This is a genomic window from Methylosinus sp. is20ea (assembly GCF_059718135.1).
Genome location: NZ_AP046088.1, coordinates 1,372,919 through 1,391,239, shown reverse-complemented (window position 1 = coordinate 1,391,239; position 18,321 = coordinate 1,372,919). Strand labels below are relative to the sequence as shown.

Genomic DNA, 18,321 nt, shown 5'->3' with positions numbered 1-18,321 from the left:
AACATGAGCCTCACGACGGAGACGGCCGGCAAGGCCGGCGTCGCAGACGACACGGATGTGATCGTCGATATGAAGCCGTTCTGGATCGGCGCCGCGGCGCTCTGCACATTCTACCTGATCGTGCGCATTTATGAGCAGATTTTCGGCTGGCGCGCCGGCCTCGATTCCTTCGCGCCGGAGTTCCAGACCTATTGGCTGTCGATCCTGTGGACCGAGATCCCGCTGGAGCTCGTCGCCGGCCTTGGCCTCGCCGGCTATTTGTGGAAGACGCGCACCCGCGACATGTCCGCGGTGACGCCGCGGCAGGAATTCCGCGCGCTCGTCGACAATCTCAAATGGCTGACGATCTACGCCATCGCCATCTATTGGGGCGCGAGCTTCTTCACCGAGCAGGACGGCACCTGGCATATGACGGTGATCCGCGACACCGATTTCACCCCGTCGCATATCATCGAATTCTACATGAGCTATCCGATCTACTCGATCATGGCGGTGGGCGCCTTTTTTCACGCCAAGACGCGCATCCCCTATTTCGCCAAGGGCTATTCGCTGGCCTATCTGATCGTCGCGGTCGGCCCCTTCATGATCATTCCCAATGTCGGCCTCAATGAATGGGGCCACACCTTCTGGTTCATGGAGGAGCTCTTCGTCGCGCCGCTGCATTGGGGATTCGTCTTCTTCGGCTGGATGGCGCTCGGCGTGTTCGGCGTCGTGCTGCAGCTCTTGATGCGCATCAAGGCGCTGCTCGGCGAGGATGGCGTGAAGGCGATCATCGACTGACGCGCCCTCCCGCGCCTGCTCCTCTGGCGGCTGGCGCGGGGCGGCTTGCCGGCTCCGTCATGCTCCCGGGGACCCGTGAAAGCGAGCCGTCCATCGCGACGCCCGAAGGGGCGAGCGAGGGGCGGCTTTCGCGCGTCGCCGCCGTCGCGGCATCTCGCAACCGCGAAAACGAGACTGCGCAAGAATTGGACAATCGTGAAAAACCCCTGGTTTTCCGTGCGATTCGCGGCGGCGGCTGCGGCTTGACACGAATGGACGCCGCCCATATGTTGCGCGCGGCTCGAACGACTTGGCCGCCCGGCCCATATCGCGTCGCGTCGAAATCCCTTCCGTCGCCCCTGTCCGGGCGTTTCTTCGGCGATCATCTATGCTGCTCGCGCGCGCTTCATGAGCTTTTGCGCGAGGGGGAGAGCCGATGAAAACGGACAAGAACGAGAGCGACGACGAGCTGCGCGCGAGGCTGGAGAGGCTCCAGGCCGCGCTCGGCAAGCAGGAAGCGGAGCGACGCGCCGAGACAGACGGGGGTTTGCCGGTCGGCGGGTCGTTCGGAAAGGCGTTGAGCGCGGGCTTCACCGTGCTGTCCGAATTCGTGGCGGCGATCCTCGTCGGCGCGCTGATCGGCTGGCAGGCGGATCTCTGGTTGGGCGCCAAGCCGTGGCTGCTGATCCTGTTCCTGGGGCTCGGCGTCGCCGCGGGCTTCTACAATGTGTTTCGCTTCGCCGCGTCGAAAAACGCGCGAGGCGGCGGATGAAACGGGCGGCCCGACTTCCTCGGCGCCGCGGAGATGAAGGGCCGGGCGCGCCGTCCGGATCGAGCGATGAATCCTATCGAGCAGTTCGAGCTCCAACGCATTGCGCCTTACTTCATCAACGGCGTCGACGTCTCCTTCACCAATTCCGCGCTCTATATGCTGCTCGCGGCGTCGGGAGCCATAATCCTCACCCTGTTCACGACGTCCAAGCGCGCGCTGGTGCCGGGACGCGGGCAGGCGCTCGCCGAAGTTCTCTATGAGTTCGTCGCCAATACGGTGCGCCAGACGGCGGGCAAGGAAGGGATGCGCTTCTTCCCCTTCGTCTTCACGCTGTTCACCTTCATTCTGGTGTCGAATCTGATCGGCCTCGTCCCCTACACCTTCTCGCTGTCGAGCCAGATCGTCGTCACTTTCGCCTTCGCGGCCTTCGTCATCACACTGGTGATCCTCTACGGGCTCTATCGCAACGGCCTCGGCTTTCTGAAGCTGTTCGTGCCGCATGGCGTTCCGGCGCCGGTGCTGGTCGTGCTGATCCCGATCGAGATCATCTCCTTCCTTTCGCGCCCGGTGTCGCTCTCCGTTCGTCTCTTCGCGAACATCCTCGCCGGCCACATCACGCTCGCCGTCTTCGGCGGCTTCGTGGTGATGCTGCTCGGCGCCGGCGCCTGGGCCGCGCTCGCGCCCATTCCGATCCTCGCGGTCGTGGCGATGTATGCGCTGGAGCTGCTGGTCAATTGTCTTCAGGCGTTCGTCTTCGCCGTCCTCACTTGCGTCTATCTCAATGACGCGATCCACCCGGGCCACTGATAAACATCCAACAATAAATAGTCGCCCACATAGCTAAGAGCAGGAGTTACCTATGGCTGATGCTTCCTCCTTCCAACTGATCGGCGCGGGCCTCGCCGCGATCGGCACGGGCGCCGCCGCTATCGGCGTTGGTCTGATCTTCGGCAATTTCGTCAATGGCGCGCTGCGCAATCCGTCGGCCGCGGCCGGCCAGTTCACCAACGCCATCATCGGCGCGGCGCTCGCCGAAGGCCTCGGCATCTTCGCGTTTCTGATCGCGATCCTGCTCTATCTGAAGTGATCCGTTTCGAAGGCCCGGGCCAAAGCGCTCCGGGCCTTCGTCGCATTTGAGCGCACTCGAGAGGTTTCGGAGCCGTCATGGCGAATATCGTTCTCGCCGCCGCCGAGGAAGCGGTGCCGCACGCCGCGCAAGGCGCGACGCATGAGTCCGCGGGCCATGGGACCGTCGAGCACGGGACGGAGCACCGCGGCGGGGGCGACTTTCCGCCCTTCGACACGAATAATTTCGTACCGCAGCTCGTCTGGCTGGCGCTGATCTTCGGCGTCCTCTACGTCCTCATGTCGCGCATCGCGCTGCCGCGCATCGGCTCGATCCTGAGCGAGCGCGAGAGCCGCATCGAGAGCGACCTCTTCGCCTCTCGCGAGCTGCAGGGGAAGGCGCAGGCCGCCGCCGCCGAGCATGACGAGACGCTGCGCGCCACCAAGGCGCAGGCGCAGGAGATCGGCCGCGCCGCGCAGCAGCAGGCCGCCGCCGAGACGGCCTCGCGTCGCGCGGCGGAGGAAGCCGCCTTCGCCAAGAAGGTCGCGGAGGCCGAGGCGCAGATCCTCGCCGCCAAATCCGAGGCGCTGTCGCATGTCGAGCAGATCGCCACCGAGGCGGCCGGCTCCATCCTCGAGAAGCTGACCGGCGCCCGCCTCGCCGCTGAGACGCTGCAGAGCGAATTCCGCACCATCAAGGCGAGCTGAGCAGGGGATTGGCCATGCATTACGACGCGGAACTTTTCGTCGCCATCGGCTTCGGCATTTTCCTCTGCGTGCTCCTCTATGTGGGCGCGCATAAGAAGCTCGGCGCCGCGCTCGACGCGCGTGTGAATCGGATCAAGGGCGAGCTGGCCGAGGCCGAGCGCCTGCGCAGCGAGGCGGAGAGCCTGCTCGCCTCCTTCGAGAAGAAGCGTGAGGACGCCGAGACCGAGGCCAAGGCGATCGTCGCCCAGGCCAAGAGCGAGGCCGAGCTGCTGGCCGCCGAGGCGCGCCAGCGCCTCGAGGATTATGTGACCCGCCGCACCAAGCAGGTCGAGGACAAGATCGCCCAGGCCGAGGCGCAGGCCGCCGCCGAAGTGCGCGCCAGCGCCGCCGACGCCGCCGTGAAGGTCGCCGAGGCCGTGCTGCGCAAGGGCGTCGCCGGAACCGATTTCGTCTCCGCCGGCATTGCGGATGTGAAGTCGCTGGCGCACTGACGCATCGCTTCATCGACGGACAAAACAAAAGGCCCGAAGTCATGCGACTTCGGGCCTTTTGTTTTGTCGGCCCCTCGTCGCCATTGGGAGGAGCGTAGCGACGAAGCGATCCAGCAGCGCTCGTGCGCCTCCGGATCGCTTCGCTCCGCCCGAGATGACGGGAGGGGCTTTCGGTCTTGTCGAATCAGTGGCGAAAGGGCTTCGCGTCAGGCCGCGCGCGCCAGCACCGGGGAAGTGGAGCGGAGCGCCTTCGACGCGCGCGCGCCGGCGCCCGAGATGCGGCCCTGCGCGCCCTCGAGCGCGCCCTTCGAAAGCTCGAGGCCGAGGAAACGCTCACGCTCCACCGGCCCCGGCATGATCAGCGCATCCGTGAAGCGCCGCTCGAAGCCGAAGCGCGCATAATAGGGCGCGTCGCCGACCAGCAGCACCGCGCGATGATTGCGGGCCGCGGCGCGGCAGAGGCCTTCCTCGATCATGGCGGCGCCGAGCCCCAGCGAACGATAGTCGCGCGCGACCGCCAGCGGACCGAGCAGCAGCGCCGGACGGCCCGCCCCCGCGAAGATCGGCCACAGGCGCATGGTCGCCACGACGCGATCCTCGTCCTTGGCGACGAGCGCGAGGCCGCGCGCCGGCATGCGCCCTTCACGAAGACGCTCGCAGGTCTTCAGAAAGCGCGCCGGGCCGAAGGAGGCGTCGAGCAACGCTTCGCGCGCCGCGACATCATCCGGCGATTCGTCGAGGATATCGAAGGCCGGACCGCGAGCCTTCAGGCTCGCCGCCGCAATCTCGGGAGCGAGCGCGAAGGCTCGCGGCGCAGGCTGATGACAAGAGAATTCAAAGGCCATCTCTTCCCCCATTCGAGGACGGACGACCCTCGCGCCTGGCGCGCATGAGCGCGCCCGCCGAACGGGACTGTGACGATAGGGCGGATCGAAATGCGAGGGGGAGCCCCCTCACAGGCGCGTCAGATGACGAAGGATTCGAGCGGCGGGAAGCCGTTGAAGCCCACCGACGAATAGGTCGTCGTATAGGCGCCCGTCCCCTCGATCAGCACTTTCGAGCCGATCTCCAGGCTGATGGGAAGGAGGTAGGGCTCCTTCTCATACAGCACGTCGACCGAATCGCAGCTCGGCCCGGCGATGACGCAAGGCGCGGTCGCGGAGCCGTCCGCCTGGGTGCGGATCGGATAGCGAATCATCTCGTCGGTCGTCTCGGCGAGGCCATTGAATTTGCCGATGTCGAGATAGACCCAGCGGACCTCGTCCTCCTGCGACTTCTTCGACACCAGCACGACCTCGGCCTCGATCACGCCGGCGTTGCCGACCATGCCGCGGCCGGGCTCGATGATCGTCTCGGGAATGCGATTGCCGAAATGCTTCGACAGCGCCCGGAAGATCGCTTGCCCATAGGCCTTCACGGCCGGCACATTCTTGAGATAGCGGGTCGGAAATCCGCCGCCGAGATTGACCATCTGCAGCTGAATGCCGCGCTCGGCGAGATCGCGGAAGATCGCCGAGGCGGATTTCAGCGCGCCGTCCCACATGTTCGGATTGCCCTGCTGCGAGCCGACATGGAAGGAGACGCCATAGGCGGAAAGCCCCAGCGAAAAGGCGTGCTCGAGGACGCGCGGCGCCATCTCCGGCGCGCAGCCGAATTTGCGCGACAGCGGCCATTCGGCGCCGCTGCCGTCGCAGAGAATGCGGCAGAAGACCTTGGAGCCGGGCGCGGAGCGGGCGATCTTCTCGACCTCCGCCTCGCAATCGACCGCGAAGAGGCGCACGCCTAGCGCATAGGCGCGGGCGATGTCACGCTCCTTCTTGATCGTATTGCCGAAGCTCACGCGATCGGGTGACGCGCCGGCGGCGAGCGCCTGCTCGATCTCCACCACCGAGGCGGTGTCGAAGCAGGAGCCGAGCGTGGCGAGAAGCGACAGCACCTCCGGCGCCGGATTGGCCTTCACCGCATAGAACACGCGCGTGTCCGGCAGCGCCTTGGCGAAGCTCGTGTAATTGTCGCGCACGACCTCGAGGTCGACGACGAGGCAGGGACCCGCGTCACGTCCGGCGCGACGGCGGGCCTCCAAAAATTCGCGAATACGATCGGTCATTTGCGGCATCCCCAACGAAGTCGCGGCGCGAAAGCCGCGGAGTGGCCAAGGGCTTCGATCGGACGCAGACCGCCGTTTGCGCAGGCGCGGTGGAGGCGCGCTGCACATCGACACGACTGCGTTCCATGACCGTCACGGCTCCGCTGGAGGCGAAGCGCGAGACGGTCGGGTGATGCGCCGTCGGCTAGACGAGGCGCGGACGCGCATGTCCAGACGGACATGGAATCCGAGTCGAATAGCCATCGCTTGGAAGGGGATTTATCCCTTTCCGCACGCCCGGCAAGAAAGACAAGCCTCTTCGGTACGCCGACCTTTGGAGGGTCGACAGAGACGAAAAAGCCCGGTCCGTCGTTGCTTTAAGTCGCGATCCCTCGCTCAGGCGAGGTTCGCCGGTTTCGCCTCCGGCTGCCGGTTTTATTCCGATGGTTGACCGGCCTCTTGTCCGGATCCCCATCGACCGACACACGACCACAGGCACGTGCGAAAGTGGGCGAGAACGTAAATACGCGCTTTCGCCGGCTCTGCAAGGGCTTTTTCGCCATGCCGCGCATTTTGTCGCCATTGCGCCCATTTTGCGCGCCGTGACGGGAGAGGGGCGGGCGTCTTGCGGGCGGCGGCAAAGCCGGATAGGCAGAAGCACGGACGGGGCCGGCGGCGGCGGGCCGCGCGCCGAGGCCGGGTCCGGCGTCCCCAAGAACGCCCGATTCGTCTGCGATCCGAAGACGGGCTCCGCCCGTCGCATTTTCCGGAAACCGACTGAAATGATCGACATCACACGCCGCCGGCTCCTCGGCGCGATGGTCGCGGCGGGCGCGCAGGCCGCGCCGCTCGGACGCGCCGTGGCGCAGTCCATCCAAAACGGGCTAGGGCCGCGATTCGGGCTCGAGGATGTGGCGCGCCGCGCCCGCGACCTCGCCGGCGCGCCGTTCGAGGCGGCGCCGCCGCAGCTGCCGGAGGAATTGGCGAAGCTCGACTTCGACTCCTATCGCGACCTCCGCTTCCGTCCCGAAAAGGCGCTGTTCTCCAACATCCCCGGCTCCTTCCGCCTGCACGCCTTCCATCTGGGATTTCTCTACAAGCGTCCGGTGACGGTGAACACGATCCGTGACGGCATACCGACGCCCATTCCCTATTCGGCGTCGCTGTTCGACTCGGGCCGCAACAAATTCGAGAAGACGCTGCCGATCAACATCGGCTTCGCCGGCTTCCGCCTGCATTTCCCGCTCAACGACCCGCATGTTCACGACGAGGTGATCTCCTTCCTCGGCGCGAGCTATTTCCGCTTTCTCGGCCGCGGCCAGCGCTATGGCCTCTCGGCGCGCGCGCTCTGCGTCGACTGCGGCGACAATACGGAAGTCTTCCCCTTCTTCCGCGAATTCTGGATCGAGACGCCGCAGCCGGGGAGCAATCGCATCACCATCTATGCGCTGCTCGACGGCGAGGCGGCGACGGGCGCCTATCGCTTCGATCTCACGACCGGGCAGGAGAGCACGATCGATGTGCAGGCGACCTTGTTCCCGCGTCGCAAGGCGAAATTCGGCCTCGCGCCGCTCACCTCCATGTATCTCACCGGCGAGAACGACCGCCGCATGCGCGACGGCTTCCGCACCGAGCTGCATGATTCGGACGGCCTGCTCGTCTATGGCGAGTCGAAGGAATGGCTCTGGCGTCCGCTCGCCAACGCGCCCATCGCGCGGCTCACCTCCTTCTCCGATTCCAATATTCGCGGCTTCGGGCTCATGCAGCGCGACCGCAATTTCGAGACCTATCAGGACATAGATCTCGCCTATGAGCGCCGGCCGAGCTATTTCATCGAGCCGCAGAACGCCTGGGGCGAGGGGGCGGTCGAGCTGCTCGAGCTGCCGACGCTCGACGAGACCAACGACAATATCGTCGCCGCCTGGGTCGGCGCGCAGCCGCCGGAAATCGGCAAGCCCTACTCCTACGCCTATCGCATCACCTCGCTGCTCGATCTGCCGCGCCTCTCGCCCAATGGCCGCGCGGCGAATACTTTCGAGACGGGCGCGCGCGCGCTCGGCTCCGGCGAGCCGATGACGCCCGGCGCGCATCGCTTCATCGTCGATTTCGCCGGCGGCGAGCTGCCCTTCTACGCCAATGACCCCTCGCAGGTGGAGGTCGTCGCCTCGGCGGCGAATGGCGTCGTCATCCGCTCGAGCGTCGCCGCCAATCCGCATATAGACGGCATACGCGTGATGTTCGACGTCGTCGTGAAATCCGGACAGACGGCGGATATTCGCGCCTTCCTCAAGGCCGGCTCGCAGACTTTGACCGAGACCTGGACCTATCCCTGGACCGCGCCGTGAGGGCGAATAGGGAGTAGCGAATAGGGAGTAGGGAGTAGGGAGTAGGGCGTCTATTCGCTACTCGCTACTCGCTACTCGCCTCACACGGCGAGGCTGAGCTGCGGATCGGCGCTCGCATCCGCGGGAGCGAGCGAGGAGAGCGTGACGCCGAGCAGGCGCACGCCCTTCGGCGAGGGAAACAGCGGATGCAGCAAGGCGCGCGCCGCCGCCTCCAGCGCGGCGCGGGAGGCGATCGGCGCCGCGCAGGTGCTGCGGCGCGTGATCTGCTGAAAATCCGCATATTTGACTTTGAGCGTCACCGTGCGCCCGCTGATGCGCGCGCTCTCGCAATGCGAGGAGACGCGCGCGGCGATGGGCGCGAGCGCGGCGACGGCCTCGTCGAGCGCGAAGAGATCGTGGGCGAAAGTGACCTCGGCGCCGATCGATTTGCGAATGCGGTCCGGCCGCACCGGGCGCTCGTCGACGCCGCGCGCAATTCCATAATAATAGCTCCCCGATTTGCCGAAGTGTTTCTGCAGAAAGGGCAGCGTCTTGCCGCGCAGATCGAGCCCGGTCTCTATGCCGAGCGCGTTCATCTTCTTCGTCGTCGCCGGCCCGACGCCATGGAATTTGCCGATCGGCAGAGCGGCGACGAAATCGGCGCCCATATTCGGCGTGACGACGAAGAGCCCGTCCGGCTTGTTCTGATCCGAGGCGAGCTTCGCCAGAAATTTATTATAGGAGACGCCGGCCGAGGCGGTCAGCTGCGTCTCCTCGCGAATGCGCGCTCTGATCTCTTCCGCTATGCGCGTCGCCGAGGCGATGCGCTTGCGATTTTCGGTGACGTCGAGATAGGCCTCGTCGAGCGAGAGCGGCTCGACCAGCGGCGTATAGTCGAAGAAGATCGCGCGAATTCGCCGCGAAACGTCGCGATAGACGTCGAAGCGCGGCGGAACGAAGACGAGATCGGGACAGCGACGTATGGCGGTGACGGAGGGCATGGCCGAGCGCACGCCGAAGGCGCGCGCCTCATAGCTCGCCGCCACCACGACGCCGCGCTCGCGCGGCGAGCCGACCGCGACGGGCCGGCCGCGCAATCGCGGATCGTCGCGCTGCTCCACCGACGCATAGAAAGCGTCCATGTCGACGTGGATGATCTTGCGTTGCGACGCCATGTTGCGATTGCGGCGAGTTGCGAGCGGCGCCCTAGCGAGAGAGGCGTCGAGCGGAATGTCTCGGGACCGCAGAGTCTCACGTCGATCCGCCGGATTCAATAACGAGGCGCCGCCTCCGTCGTCCGCCGAGCCTTGACGATCCCGCCGCCTCGCCAATCTGTCCACAATGGCGCGCGCCCGCGCGTCGCATGGGAGCGTCGGCGCGAGCAAAATGCGGGAGACCTTATCGGCGATTTTCGAGGCGCAGCTCGATTTCATTTTCTTTTTCTATGGCTTGGCCTTTCTGCTGCTCGGCGCGATCTGCTTCGCCGTGGCCGGAGACGGCCCGCGCCGCGCGGGCTGGGTCACGCTCGGCCTGTTCGGCTATGCGCATGGCGCGGTCGAATGGCTCGATCTGCTCGCGCTCATCACCGGCGACGGCTTCGCTTTCGCGCTTGCGCGCAAAGCGTTGATGACCATCTCTTTTCTCCTATTGCTCGAATTCGGACGATCGGCGGCGGCAGGGCTCGGCGGCGGCGGGATCGGCCGATGGATCCACATTCCGCTCGCGCTCATCGTCGCCGCGGTCGCAGCCATCGCCGGCCCCGCCTCGGCCGCGGCGGTCGCGCGCTATCTGATCGGCTTTCCCGCCGCTCTCGGCGCGGCTCTCGTCTTCGTCGCCGGCGCCCGCGTGCTCACGCCCGTCGCGCGCCGCTACGCCTATCTCGCCGCCGCCGGCTTCGCGCTCTACGCCTTTTGCGCCGGGCTCGTCGTCGCGCCGGCGCCGTTCTGGCCGGCGAACGCGCTCAACAAAGACAGTTTCGCGGCGGCGACCGGCGTTCCGATCCAGCTGCTGCGCGGCCTGCTCGCCTGCGCCATCGCGTTTTCGGTGTGGTCTATCCGCCAGCATCAGCTGGCGCTCGAGCTCTCGTCCCGCCGCTTCGCCGATTATCTGCGCCGGCAGTTCGTCTGGACAGCGGCGGCTCTGGCGGCGATTTTGCTCTGCGGCTGGGCGCTCACCGATTTTCTCGGCGTGATCTATCAGCGCAATATTCAGACGGAGACGCGCAGCGATCTCGATCTGCTCGCCAGCCGCTTCGTCGGCGAGACCGTCGCGCTCTCCGCGATGACGACGACGCTCGCCGGCGCGCCCTCGGTGCGGCCGGCGCCCGGCGGCGAGGCGCCGCGAGCCGATGACGCGGCTCGCGCGGCTCTACAGCTTCATGTCGACGCCTCCGGCGCGGCGACGGGGCTGCTGCTCGACGCATCCGGCCGCGTCGTCCTCGCCGCCGCCGCCTCGGGCGAAAAGACGCCGATCGACGACGATCATGCGGCGCGGCCCCCGTTTCGCGAGGCGATCGGCGGCGTCGCGAGCCGCTGCCTGATCTATGACGCCTCCGATCGCGACGTCATCTTTCATGCGAGCGCTCCCATTCGCGACGCCGGCGGGGGCGTCGTCGGCGTCGCCGTCCTCGCCAAGCCGCTTCTCGCCCTGCGCGCCGATCTGCGCCGCTTCGACCGGCGCTATTTTCTTCTCGACGCCGATGGCGTGGTGGCGATGACCAATCGCGACGCCGATATGTCGCGGCCCATGTGGCCGCTCTCGCCAGAGCGGCTGCGCGACGCCGAGCGCCGCTATGGCGCGCTCGACGATCGGCCTCTGCTCGATCATGAGCTGGCCGAATCCAATTGGGTCGCGCTCGAGGGCGAGCAGGGCTATATCCGCCGCCGCTTCATCGACACGGGCGGCTGGTCGGTGGCGATCGCGACGCCGACGCGCGAGATTTTCGCCTCGCGCGTGCTCGGCATCATCGTCACTCTGCTGGTGACGATGATGACGCTGATCTATCTCATCGGCCAGGAGCGCCGGCTGCAGGACGGCATACAGATGGAGAAGCGCCTGCGCCTGCAGGAGCTGGCGCGCGATCTCGGCCAGCAGGCGGTCACCGATCGGCTCACCGGCCTCTTCAACCGGCTGAAATTCGATCAGGCGCTGGCGAGCGAGATGCTGCGCGCGCAGCGCTATGGCGCGCCGCTCTCGCTCGTGCTCTTCGACGTCGACAATTTCAAATCCATCAATGACGCCTATGGGCATCAGATCGGCGACCGCGCGCTCGTCGCCCTCGCCGAGGCGACGGCCGGGCTCGTGCGCGGCTCGGATATTCTGGCGCGCTGGGGCGGCGAGGAATTCGCGCTGCTGACCCCGGGGACCGACGGGGCCGCGGCGCTGCGCACGGCCGAGAAATTGCGCGCCGCCATAGAGGCGCTCGACCTCGAAGGACTCGGCGGCGTCGAAGGACTCGGCGTCACTTGCAGCTTCGGCGTCACGCAATTCTCGCAGGACGACAGCGCCGAGGATTTCGTCGGCCGCGCCGATGAGGCGCTCTATCTCGCCAAGATCCGCGGCCGCAATCGCGTCGAGATGGTCTCGCGCTCGCCGGCCTCGGGCGGCCGGGCGTGAACGATCTCAGCCGACCGTCTGGAAAGCGAGCATGAACGTCGCCGGCGTCTCCTCCGCCACCTCGGCGTCTTCCTCTTGGAACCTCGGCCGCCTGCGCCAGTTGAGAGGCGTTAGCCCTCGACGCCGCGGCGCGGTCATGATCCGATTGGAGCACGTCAGCAAAATCTTCGGCGGCGCGCGCGTCGTCGACGACGTCACGCTGACGATAGAGCCCGCGCGCACGACGGCGCTGATCGGCCCGTCCGGCTCCGGCAAATCCACGCTGCTTTCCATGATCGTCGGCCTCGAGACGCCGGATGACGGCGAGATCGAGGTCGCGAGCCATTTGCTGACGCCGCTCTCGGCGGAGAAGCTCAGGCGGCTGATGGGCTATGTCATTCAGGACGGCGGCCTCTTCCCGCATCTTTCCGCGCGCCGCAACATAGAGCTGATGGCATGCGAGATGGGCTGGCCCGCGGAACGCCGCGCGGCGCGGCTCGAGGAGCTGCTTCGCCTCACGCGCTTTCCGGCAGAGGCGCAGGATCGTTACCCGGCCGAGCTCTCCGGCGGCCAGAAGCAACGCGTGGCGCTGATGCGCGCGCTCATGCTCGATCCGGAAATATTGCTGATGGACGAGCCCTTGGGCGCGCTCGATCCGCTGATCCGCGCCGATCTGCAGGATGATCTCGCCGATATTTTCGCGCGACTCGCAAAGACCGTCGTCATCGTCACCCATGATCTCGCCGAGGCCGGATTCTTCGCCGAACGAATCGTTCTGATGAATCACGGCCGCATCGTGCAGCAGGGACGCTTCGCCGATTTCGTCGAGCGTCCGGCGGAGGAATTCGTCACGCGCTTCGTGCGCGCCAGCGCGCGGCGTCTCGCCGATCTTCCGCTCCCGCCGGATGGCGCGCGATGACGCGCGTTCTGCGCATCATGCTCGCGCTGCTTTTTCTTTCCGCCTGCGTGCGCGATGCGGAAACGGGCGTGCGCATAGGCTCCAAGACTTTCACCGAATCGGTCATTCTCTCCGATATCGTCGCCGATCTCGTCGCGGCCTCGGGCGCGCGCGCGATCCGCCGACCGGCGCTCGGCGGCACGCGGCTCGTCTGGAATGCGCTGCTCTCCGGCGAGATCGACGCCTATCCCGAATATACCGGCACGTTGCGGCAGGAGATTCTCGCCGAGCTGCGGCTTTCCAACGATCGCGAGATCGCGGATGCGCTGGGCGAGCTCGGGCTGCGCATGAGCCTGCCGCTCGGCTTCGGCAATGGCTATGCGCTCGGCATGCGGCGCGACAAGGCCGAGGCGCTCGGCGTCAGGACGATCTCCGATCTCGCGCAGCATCCCTCGCTCGTCTTCGGCTTGAGCGAGGAATTGCTCGCCCGCGCCGACGGCTGGCCGGCGCTGCGCGCGGCCTATGGGCTTTCCGACGAGGAGGTCCGCGGGCTCGATCACGACATCGCCTATAAGGGGCTTCTCGACGGCGCCATCGATGTCGTCGATCTCTACACCACCGATCCGCAAGTCGCCGACGGCCGCATTCTCGTGCTCGCCGACGACCGCAAGCTCTTTTCGGAAAATCGCGCCATTCTGCTCTATCGTGCCGATCTCGAGCAGCGCGCGCCGAAAGCGGTCGCCGCCATGCTGCGGCTCGAGGGGCGGATAGACGCGGCCCGAATGATCGCGATGAATGTCGCGGTGAAGACCGGCCTGCGAAGCGAGCGCGAGGCGGCGGCGAATTTCGTTTCCGCGCAATTCGGCGTCGAGGCGCCGGCGCCGTCGCAGGGGCTCGTCGAGCGCGTGCTGAGGCGCACGCAGGAGCATCTCTTTCTGGTCGGCGTCTCGCTGGCCGCGGCGATCCTCGTCGCTGTGCCGCTCGGCGTGGCGGCCGCCAAGCGGCCGGCGCTCGGCCATGCGATTCTCGGCGTCGCCAGCGTGCTGCAGACCATTCCGTCGCTGGCGCTGCTCGTTTTCATGATTCCGCTGCTGGGCATTGGCGCGCCGCCGGCGATCGCCGCGCTCTTCCTCTACAGCCTGCTGCCGATCGTGCGGAATGTCGCGACCGGCCTCGCGAGCATTCCGCGCGCCATCGGCGATTCGGCGATCGCCATCGGGCTGACGCCCTGGCGCCGGCTGCTGCTCGTCGAATTGCCCATGGCTTCGCCGGCCATTCTCGCGGGGCTGAAGACGGCGGCGGTCATCAATGTCGGCACGGCGACGCTGGGCGCGCTCATCGGCGCTGGCGGCTATGGCCAGCCGATCTTCACCGGCGTGCGCCTCGATAATTTCGCGTTGATCCTCGAGGGAGCGATACCGGCGGCGCTCATGGCGCTCGCCGCTCAGGGGCTGTTCGATGCGATCGAGCCGTGGGTGGTGCCGCGGGGGTTGCGGTTGAAGGCGAGCGGGTGATCTTTTCGCGCAACGCCGGCCGTTCCTTCTCCCGCCTGCGGGAGAAGGTGGCCCTCGCGCAAGCGAGGGTCGGATGAGGGCGCGTCGTAATTTTGCGCGCGCTATGGCGCGAAGCTTTCTAAACTCTCTGGAGCGGCGAGACCCCTCATCCGACCTCGCTTCGCGAGGCCACCTTCTCCCGCAAGGGGAGAAGGGGTCGCGCGTAACTTAAAAAGGGGCCAAAGTCGGCATCACTCCTTCGGAAAATCCAGCCGCATCTCGCGGTAGCGTTCGGGGTCGTCGGCCCAGTTCTCGCGCACCTTCACGAACAAGAAGAGATGCACCTTCTGCTCGGCGGCTTCCGCGATCTCGCGGCGCGCGGCCTGGCCGATCGCCTTGATCGTGCGGCCGCCTTCGCCGATGACGATCTTCTTCTGCCCGTCGCGGGTGACATAGATCGTCTGCTCTATGCGCGCCGAGCCGTCCTTCTGATTTTCCCAGGATTCCGTCTCGACAGTGGACTGATACGGCAATTCGTCATGCAGCCGCTCGAAGATTTTTTCGCGCGTGATCTCGGCGGCGAGAATCCGCAAGGGCGCGTCGGAGAGCTGGTCTTCCGGATAGAGCCAGGGAGAGGGCTGCATCAGCGCGCCGAGCTTGGCCTTCAGATCGGCGACGCCGTCGCCATTGAGCGCCGAGATCATATAGGTCTCGATGAAATCCGCCTTCGCCGTGAGCGCGGCCGTGAGCGCCAGCAGCGAGTCGCGCGGCACCAGATCGATCTTGTTGAGCGCCAGAATTTTCGGCGCGGAGAGCGCGGCGAGCTTGGCGACGATCTCCTCCACCTCGGCGACGAGGCCGCGGCGCGCGTCGACGAGCAGCACGATCGCGTCGGCGTCGCCGGCGCCGGCGATGGCGCTCGCCACCATGGCGCGGTCGAGCCGGCGCTTGGGCGCGAAAATGCCGGGCGTGTCGACCAATATGATCTGCGCTTCCCCTTCGAGCGCTATGCCGCGCACGAGGGCGCGGGTCGTCTGCGCCTTGCGCGAGACGATCGACACTTTGGCGCCGACGAGCTGGTTCAGCAGCGTCGACTTGCCGGCGTTGGGCGCGCCGACCAGAGCGACGAAGCCGCAGCTTGTTTCTGTCACGAATATGCGCCTTTCGATGCGAGGCAGAAGCTTTTGTCAAAACCAGCGCCCTCACCCTGAGGAGCCGGCGAAGCCGGCGTCTCGAAGGGGCCGGACCGCGCGCGCTGGAGCATCCTTCGAGGCTTTTTGCGGTCCGCAAAAAGCGCCTCAGAATGAGGGGATCGGAGTTGCATGCGGTTCATCAGCCGTCTTCCCGCTCTATGCCTTCGCGATCGAGAAAGGCCTGGGCGGCGGATTGCTCGGCGGCGCGCTTGGAGGCGCCGGCGCCTTCCGCTGCGACAAAACCTTCCACATCGACCGCCACCTCGAAGAAGGGCGCGTGATCCGGCCCGCTGCGCGCGGCGAGGCGGTAGCGCGGCGTCGCCAGCCGGCGCGCCTGCGCCCATTCCTGCAGCGCGGTCTTGGCGTCGCGGAGCCTTCGCCCCGGCGCGAGCATGCGTTCGACGAAGGCCGCGCGCACCACGGCCTCGGCCGCATGCGGACCGCCGTCGAGATAGACCGCGCCGATGATCGCCTCGCACATATCGCCCAATATGGCGCGTTTCTTCCGCCCGCCCGTCTGCGCCTCGCCGTCGCCGAGCCGCATGAAGGGGCCGACGCCCCAGCGCTCGGCGACTTCGGCGCAGGATTCCTTGCGGACGAGATCGGCGAGCCGCCGCGACAATTCGCCCTCGCTCTCCTGCGGGAAATTCTCATAGAGCATATGGGCGACGACGACGCCGAGCACACGATCGCCGAGAAACTCCAGCCGCTCATAGGAGTCCGGCCGCGCCGCGGAGGCGCTGACATGGGTCAGCGCATGCTCCAGCAGGCGACGGTTGACGAAGCCATGGCCGACGCTCGCCTCGAGCGCGGCGAGGTCCTCCCGAGCGAGAGCTCCCATTTCCGTCCGCTTTATGCCGAGCGGCGTCAATGCGCGGGCTTGAACAGCCGATCCCACCTGACCGTCCATGGCCAGCGCCAGAAGGCCAGAGCATATTCGTCTTTCTGCACCGAGAAGAAGATGATCTCGGCGCGGCCCACGAGATTTTCGAAGGGCACATAGCCGACGCCGCCTTCTTCCTGCGCGAAGCGCGAGTCGGTCGAATTGTCGCGATTGTCGCCCATCATGAAATAATTGTTCGGCGGCACCACGAAGAGCTCGGTGTTGTCCTTATAGCCGTGGTCGCCCTCGATCTCGATGATCGTATGGGCGACGCCGCCGGGCAGCGTCTCGGTATAGGTCGGCACCTCCGCCTCGCGTCCGTCGCGGCCCTCGTGCTTCTCCTTGGGCTTGACCGCGCGCGGCACGATCTCGCCATTGATATAGAGCCGTCCCTCGATCATCTGGATGCGGTCGCCGGGCAGGCCGATGACGCGCTTGATGTAATCGGTCTCATTGTCGCGCGGCAGCTTGAACACCACCACATCGCCGCGCTTGGGCTGCGAGCCGAGCACGCGGCCGGAGAAGAGATCGGCCCGCCAGTCGAGATAAGGCACGGAGGGCAGCGAATAATTCGAATAGCCGTAAGCGTATTTCGAGACGAATACATAATCGCCGATCAGCAATGTCGGGATCATCGAGCCCGAGGGAATGTTGAAGGGCTGAAACAGCAGCGTGCGAATGACGAGCGCAATGACCAGCGCCTGGACGATCACCTTGATCGTCTCGAGCAAACCACCTTCGTCGCGCCGTTCGGCGACCGAGACGTTCCTGCTCAAACCGCGTCACTCCCTTTTGGCCGAAGCCGCGTTCGGTCGTCTTGGATCAATTTGCGAGCGAGCCTGAAGGCTCGCGGTCGCCGGGCTGCGGACCGCGAGCCTTCAGGCTCGTCTGCTCGTCTATCACGTCAGCGCCTCTATGAGAACCTGGGCCTGCGCGAGCGGATATTCGTCGGTCAATGTGAGGTGAATGATGACTTTCACGCCTTCCGGCGCGATCTCGGCCAGCCGCGCGGCGGCGGCGCCGGTCAGCTCGACCGTGGGCTTGCCCGAGGGCAGATTCACCACCCCCATGGTTTTCCAGGTGATTCCATCGCTCATGCCGGTGCCGAGCGCCTTGGCGCAGGCCTCTTTGGCGGCGAAACGCTTGGCGTAGGAGGCCGCGCGGGCGGCGCGGCCTTCCGATTTCTCGCGTTCTATATCGGTGAAGCAGCGGCGGATGAAACGCTCGCCATAGCGCTCGAGCGCCTGCTCGATGCGGCGTATGTCGCAGAGATCGCTGCCGAAGCCGATGATCATGCGGCGCCCGCGCCCTCGTCGATCGCGCGGCGCATCATGCGGATCGATTCGGCGAGGCCGACGAACACCGCCTCGCCGATGAGGAAATGGCCGATGTTCAATTCGACGATCTGCGGCAGAGCGGCGATGCGCCGCGCCGTCGCATAGTCGAGCCCATGGCCGGCGTGGCACTCGAGCCCGCGCTCCGCCGTATGGGCCGCGGCGGCGACGATGCGGGCGAACTCGCGCTCTGCGGCCTCATAGTCTCCCACTTCGACGGCGTGGCACCATGCGCCTGTATGCAGCTCGACGACCGGCGCGCGAATAGAGTCGGCGGCGTCGATCGCCTCGGCGCCCGGCTCGATGAACAGAGAGACGCGAATGCCGGCCCGGTTCAACTCGTCGACGAAGGGGACGAGATGGTTATGGCCGCCGATGACGTCGAGCCCGCCCTCCGTGGTGCGCTCCGTGCGACGTTCGGGCACGAGGCAGACGGCGTGCGGCTTCGTCTTCAGCGCGATATCGAGCATTTGCTCGGTCGCGGCCATCTCGAAATTCAGCGGTTTGGAGATCTCGGCCTTGAGGCGCGCCATATCCTCGTCGCGAATATGGCGGCGATCCTCGCGCAAATGCGCCGTTATGCCGTCGGCGCCGGCCTCGATCGCGAGCAGAGCGGCGCGCACGGGATCGGGCCCCTGGCCTCCGCGGGCGTTACGTATCGTCGCGACGTGATCGACATTCACGCCGAGGCGGATGCGGCGAGCATTCATCTTTCCTCACC

The 18,321-nt window shown here is 66.4% G+C and carries 18 protein-coding genes; 10 read left to right on the top strand and 8 right to left on the bottom strand.

The window, feature by feature from the left end; genetic code table 11:
- Positions 1-3 precede the first annotated feature (3 nt).
- The 6 genes from amoC to AC6IY7_RS06365 all read left to right on the top strand — a co-directional run bounded on the left by amoC (position 4) and on the right by AC6IY7_RS06365 (position 3,795).
- Entirely contained in the window at positions 4-780 is a 777-nt protein-coding gene (amoC, locus tag AC6IY7_RS06390; protein ID WP_497782233.1) for a bacterial ammonia monooxygenase, subunit AmoC, read from the top strand.
- Between the two features lie 415 nt (positions 781-1,195).
- Positions 1,196-1,531 (top strand): AtpZ/AtpI family protein, encoded by a 336-nt coding sequence (locus tag AC6IY7_RS06385; protein WP_497782232.1) that lies wholly within the window; start codon positions 1,196-1,198, stop codon positions 1,529-1,531.
- A 66-nt stretch (positions 1,532-1,597) separates the two neighbouring features.
- On the top strand, positions 1,598-2,338 hold the full coding sequence (locus AC6IY7_RS06380) for a F0F1 ATP synthase subunit A (RefSeq protein WP_497782231.1): 741 nt from the start codon (positions 1,598-1,600) through the stop codon (positions 2,336-2,338).
- Positions 2,339-2,390: 52 nt separating this feature from the next.
- Entirely contained in the window at positions 2,391-2,618 is a 228-nt protein-coding gene (locus tag AC6IY7_RS06375; protein ID WP_159728953.1) for a F0F1 ATP synthase subunit C, read from the top strand.
- A gap of 77 nt (positions 2,619-2,695) precedes the next feature.
- A complete protein-coding gene (locus tag AC6IY7_RS06370; protein WP_497782230.1) occupies positions 2,696-3,304 on the top strand; it encodes a F0F1 ATP synthase subunit B family protein in 609 nt (202 codons plus the stop codon).
- A gap of 14 nt (positions 3,305-3,318) precedes the next feature.
- Positions 3,319-3,795 (top strand): F0F1 ATP synthase subunit B family protein, encoded by a 477-nt coding sequence (locus AC6IY7_RS06365; RefSeq protein ID WP_497782229.1) that lies wholly within the window; start codon positions 3,319-3,321, stop codon positions 3,793-3,795.
- 206 nt (positions 3,796-4,001) lie between these two features.
- Here the strand turns inward: AC6IY7_RS06365 and AC6IY7_RS06360 are convergent, their stop codons facing one another.
- Together AC6IY7_RS06360 and AC6IY7_RS06355 are read right to left on the bottom strand one after the other, a co-directional pair.
- Positions 4,002-4,640 carry a GNAT family N-acetyltransferase gene (locus tag AC6IY7_RS06360; RefSeq protein ID WP_497782228.1) on the bottom strand — a complete coding sequence of 213 codons (639 nt, stop codon included), beginning with the start codon at positions 4,638-4,640 and terminating at the stop codon, positions 4,002-4,004.
- Between the two features lie 119 nt (positions 4,641-4,759).
- Positions 4,760-5,902 (bottom strand): type III PLP-dependent enzyme, encoded by a 1,143-nt coding sequence (locus tag AC6IY7_RS06355; protein WP_497782227.1) that lies wholly within the window; start codon positions 5,900-5,902, stop codon positions 4,760-4,762.
- A 761-nt stretch (positions 5,903-6,663) separates the two neighbouring features.
- On the opposite strand from AC6IY7_RS06355, the gene AC6IY7_RS06350 reads away from it, so the two are divergent.
- A complete protein-coding gene (locus AC6IY7_RS06350; RefSeq protein ID WP_497782226.1) occupies positions 6,664-8,226 on the top strand; it encodes an OpgD/OpgG family glucan biosynthesis protein in 1,563 nt (520 codons plus the stop codon).
- An 80-nt stretch (positions 8,227-8,306) separates the two neighbouring features.
- Here the strand turns inward: AC6IY7_RS06350 and dinB are convergent, their stop codons facing one another.
- On the bottom strand, positions 8,307-9,380 hold the full coding sequence (gene dinB / locus AC6IY7_RS06345; protein WP_497782225.1) for a DNA polymerase IV: 1,074 nt from the start codon (positions 9,378-9,380) through the stop codon (positions 8,307-8,309).
- 211 nt (positions 9,381-9,591) lie between these two features.
- Between dinB and AC6IY7_RS06340 the strand changes: the two genes are divergently transcribed.
- The 3 genes from AC6IY7_RS06340 to AC6IY7_RS06330 all read left to right on the top strand — a co-directional run bounded on the left by AC6IY7_RS06340 (position 9,592) and on the right by AC6IY7_RS06330 (position 14,211).
- Entirely contained in the window at positions 9,592-11,820 is a 2,229-nt protein-coding gene (locus AC6IY7_RS06340; RefSeq protein ID WP_497782224.1) for a sensor domain-containing diguanylate cyclase, read from the top strand.
- 136 nt (positions 11,821-11,956) lie between these two features.
- Positions 11,957-12,718 (top strand): ATP-binding cassette domain-containing protein, encoded by a 762-nt coding sequence (locus tag AC6IY7_RS06335; RefSeq protein WP_497782223.1) that lies wholly within the window; start codon positions 11,957-11,959, stop codon positions 12,716-12,718.
- On the top strand, positions 12,715-14,211 hold the full coding sequence (locus AC6IY7_RS06330; protein ID WP_497782222.1) for an ABC transporter permease/substrate-binding protein: 1,497 nt from the start codon (positions 12,715-12,717) through the stop codon (positions 14,209-14,211). Before AC6IY7_RS06335 ends, AC6IY7_RS06330 begins: the two co-directional genes overlap by 4 nt.
- Positions 14,212-14,441: 230 nt before the next feature.
- Here the strand turns inward: AC6IY7_RS06330 and era are convergent, their stop codons facing one another.
- The 5 genes from era to AC6IY7_RS06305 form a co-directional block, all read right to left on the bottom strand.
- Positions 14,442-15,341 carry a GTPase Era gene (gene era / locus AC6IY7_RS06325; RefSeq protein ID WP_497782221.1) on the bottom strand — a complete coding sequence of 300 codons (900 nt, stop codon included), beginning with the start codon at positions 15,339-15,341 and terminating at the stop codon, positions 14,442-14,444.
- Positions 15,342-15,522: 181 nt separating this feature from the next.
- Positions 15,523-16,224, bottom strand: a complete 702-nt coding sequence (rnc, locus tag AC6IY7_RS06320) for a ribonuclease III (protein WP_497782220.1) — start codon at positions 16,222-16,224, stop codon at positions 15,523-15,525.
- Between the two features lie 26 nt (positions 16,225-16,250).
- Positions 16,251-17,042, bottom strand: coding sequence for a signal peptidase I (gene lepB, locus AC6IY7_RS06315; protein ID WP_497782219.1), 792 nt, complete (start codon positions 17,040-17,042; stop codon positions 16,251-16,253).
- Positions 17,043-17,165: 123 nt separating this feature from the next.
- Positions 17,166-17,561: a holo-ACP synthase gene (gene acpS / locus AC6IY7_RS06310; protein ID WP_497782218.1), complete on the bottom strand. Its 396-nt coding sequence runs from the start codon at positions 17,559-17,561 to the stop codon at positions 17,166-17,168.
- Positions 17,558-18,310, bottom strand: coding sequence for a pyridoxine 5'-phosphate synthase (locus AC6IY7_RS06305; protein ID WP_497782217.1), 753 nt, complete (start codon positions 18,308-18,310; stop codon positions 17,558-17,560). The genes acpS and AC6IY7_RS06305 overlap by 4 nt, the downstream gene beginning before the upstream one ends.
- Positions 18,311-18,321: the final 11 nt, after the last annotated feature.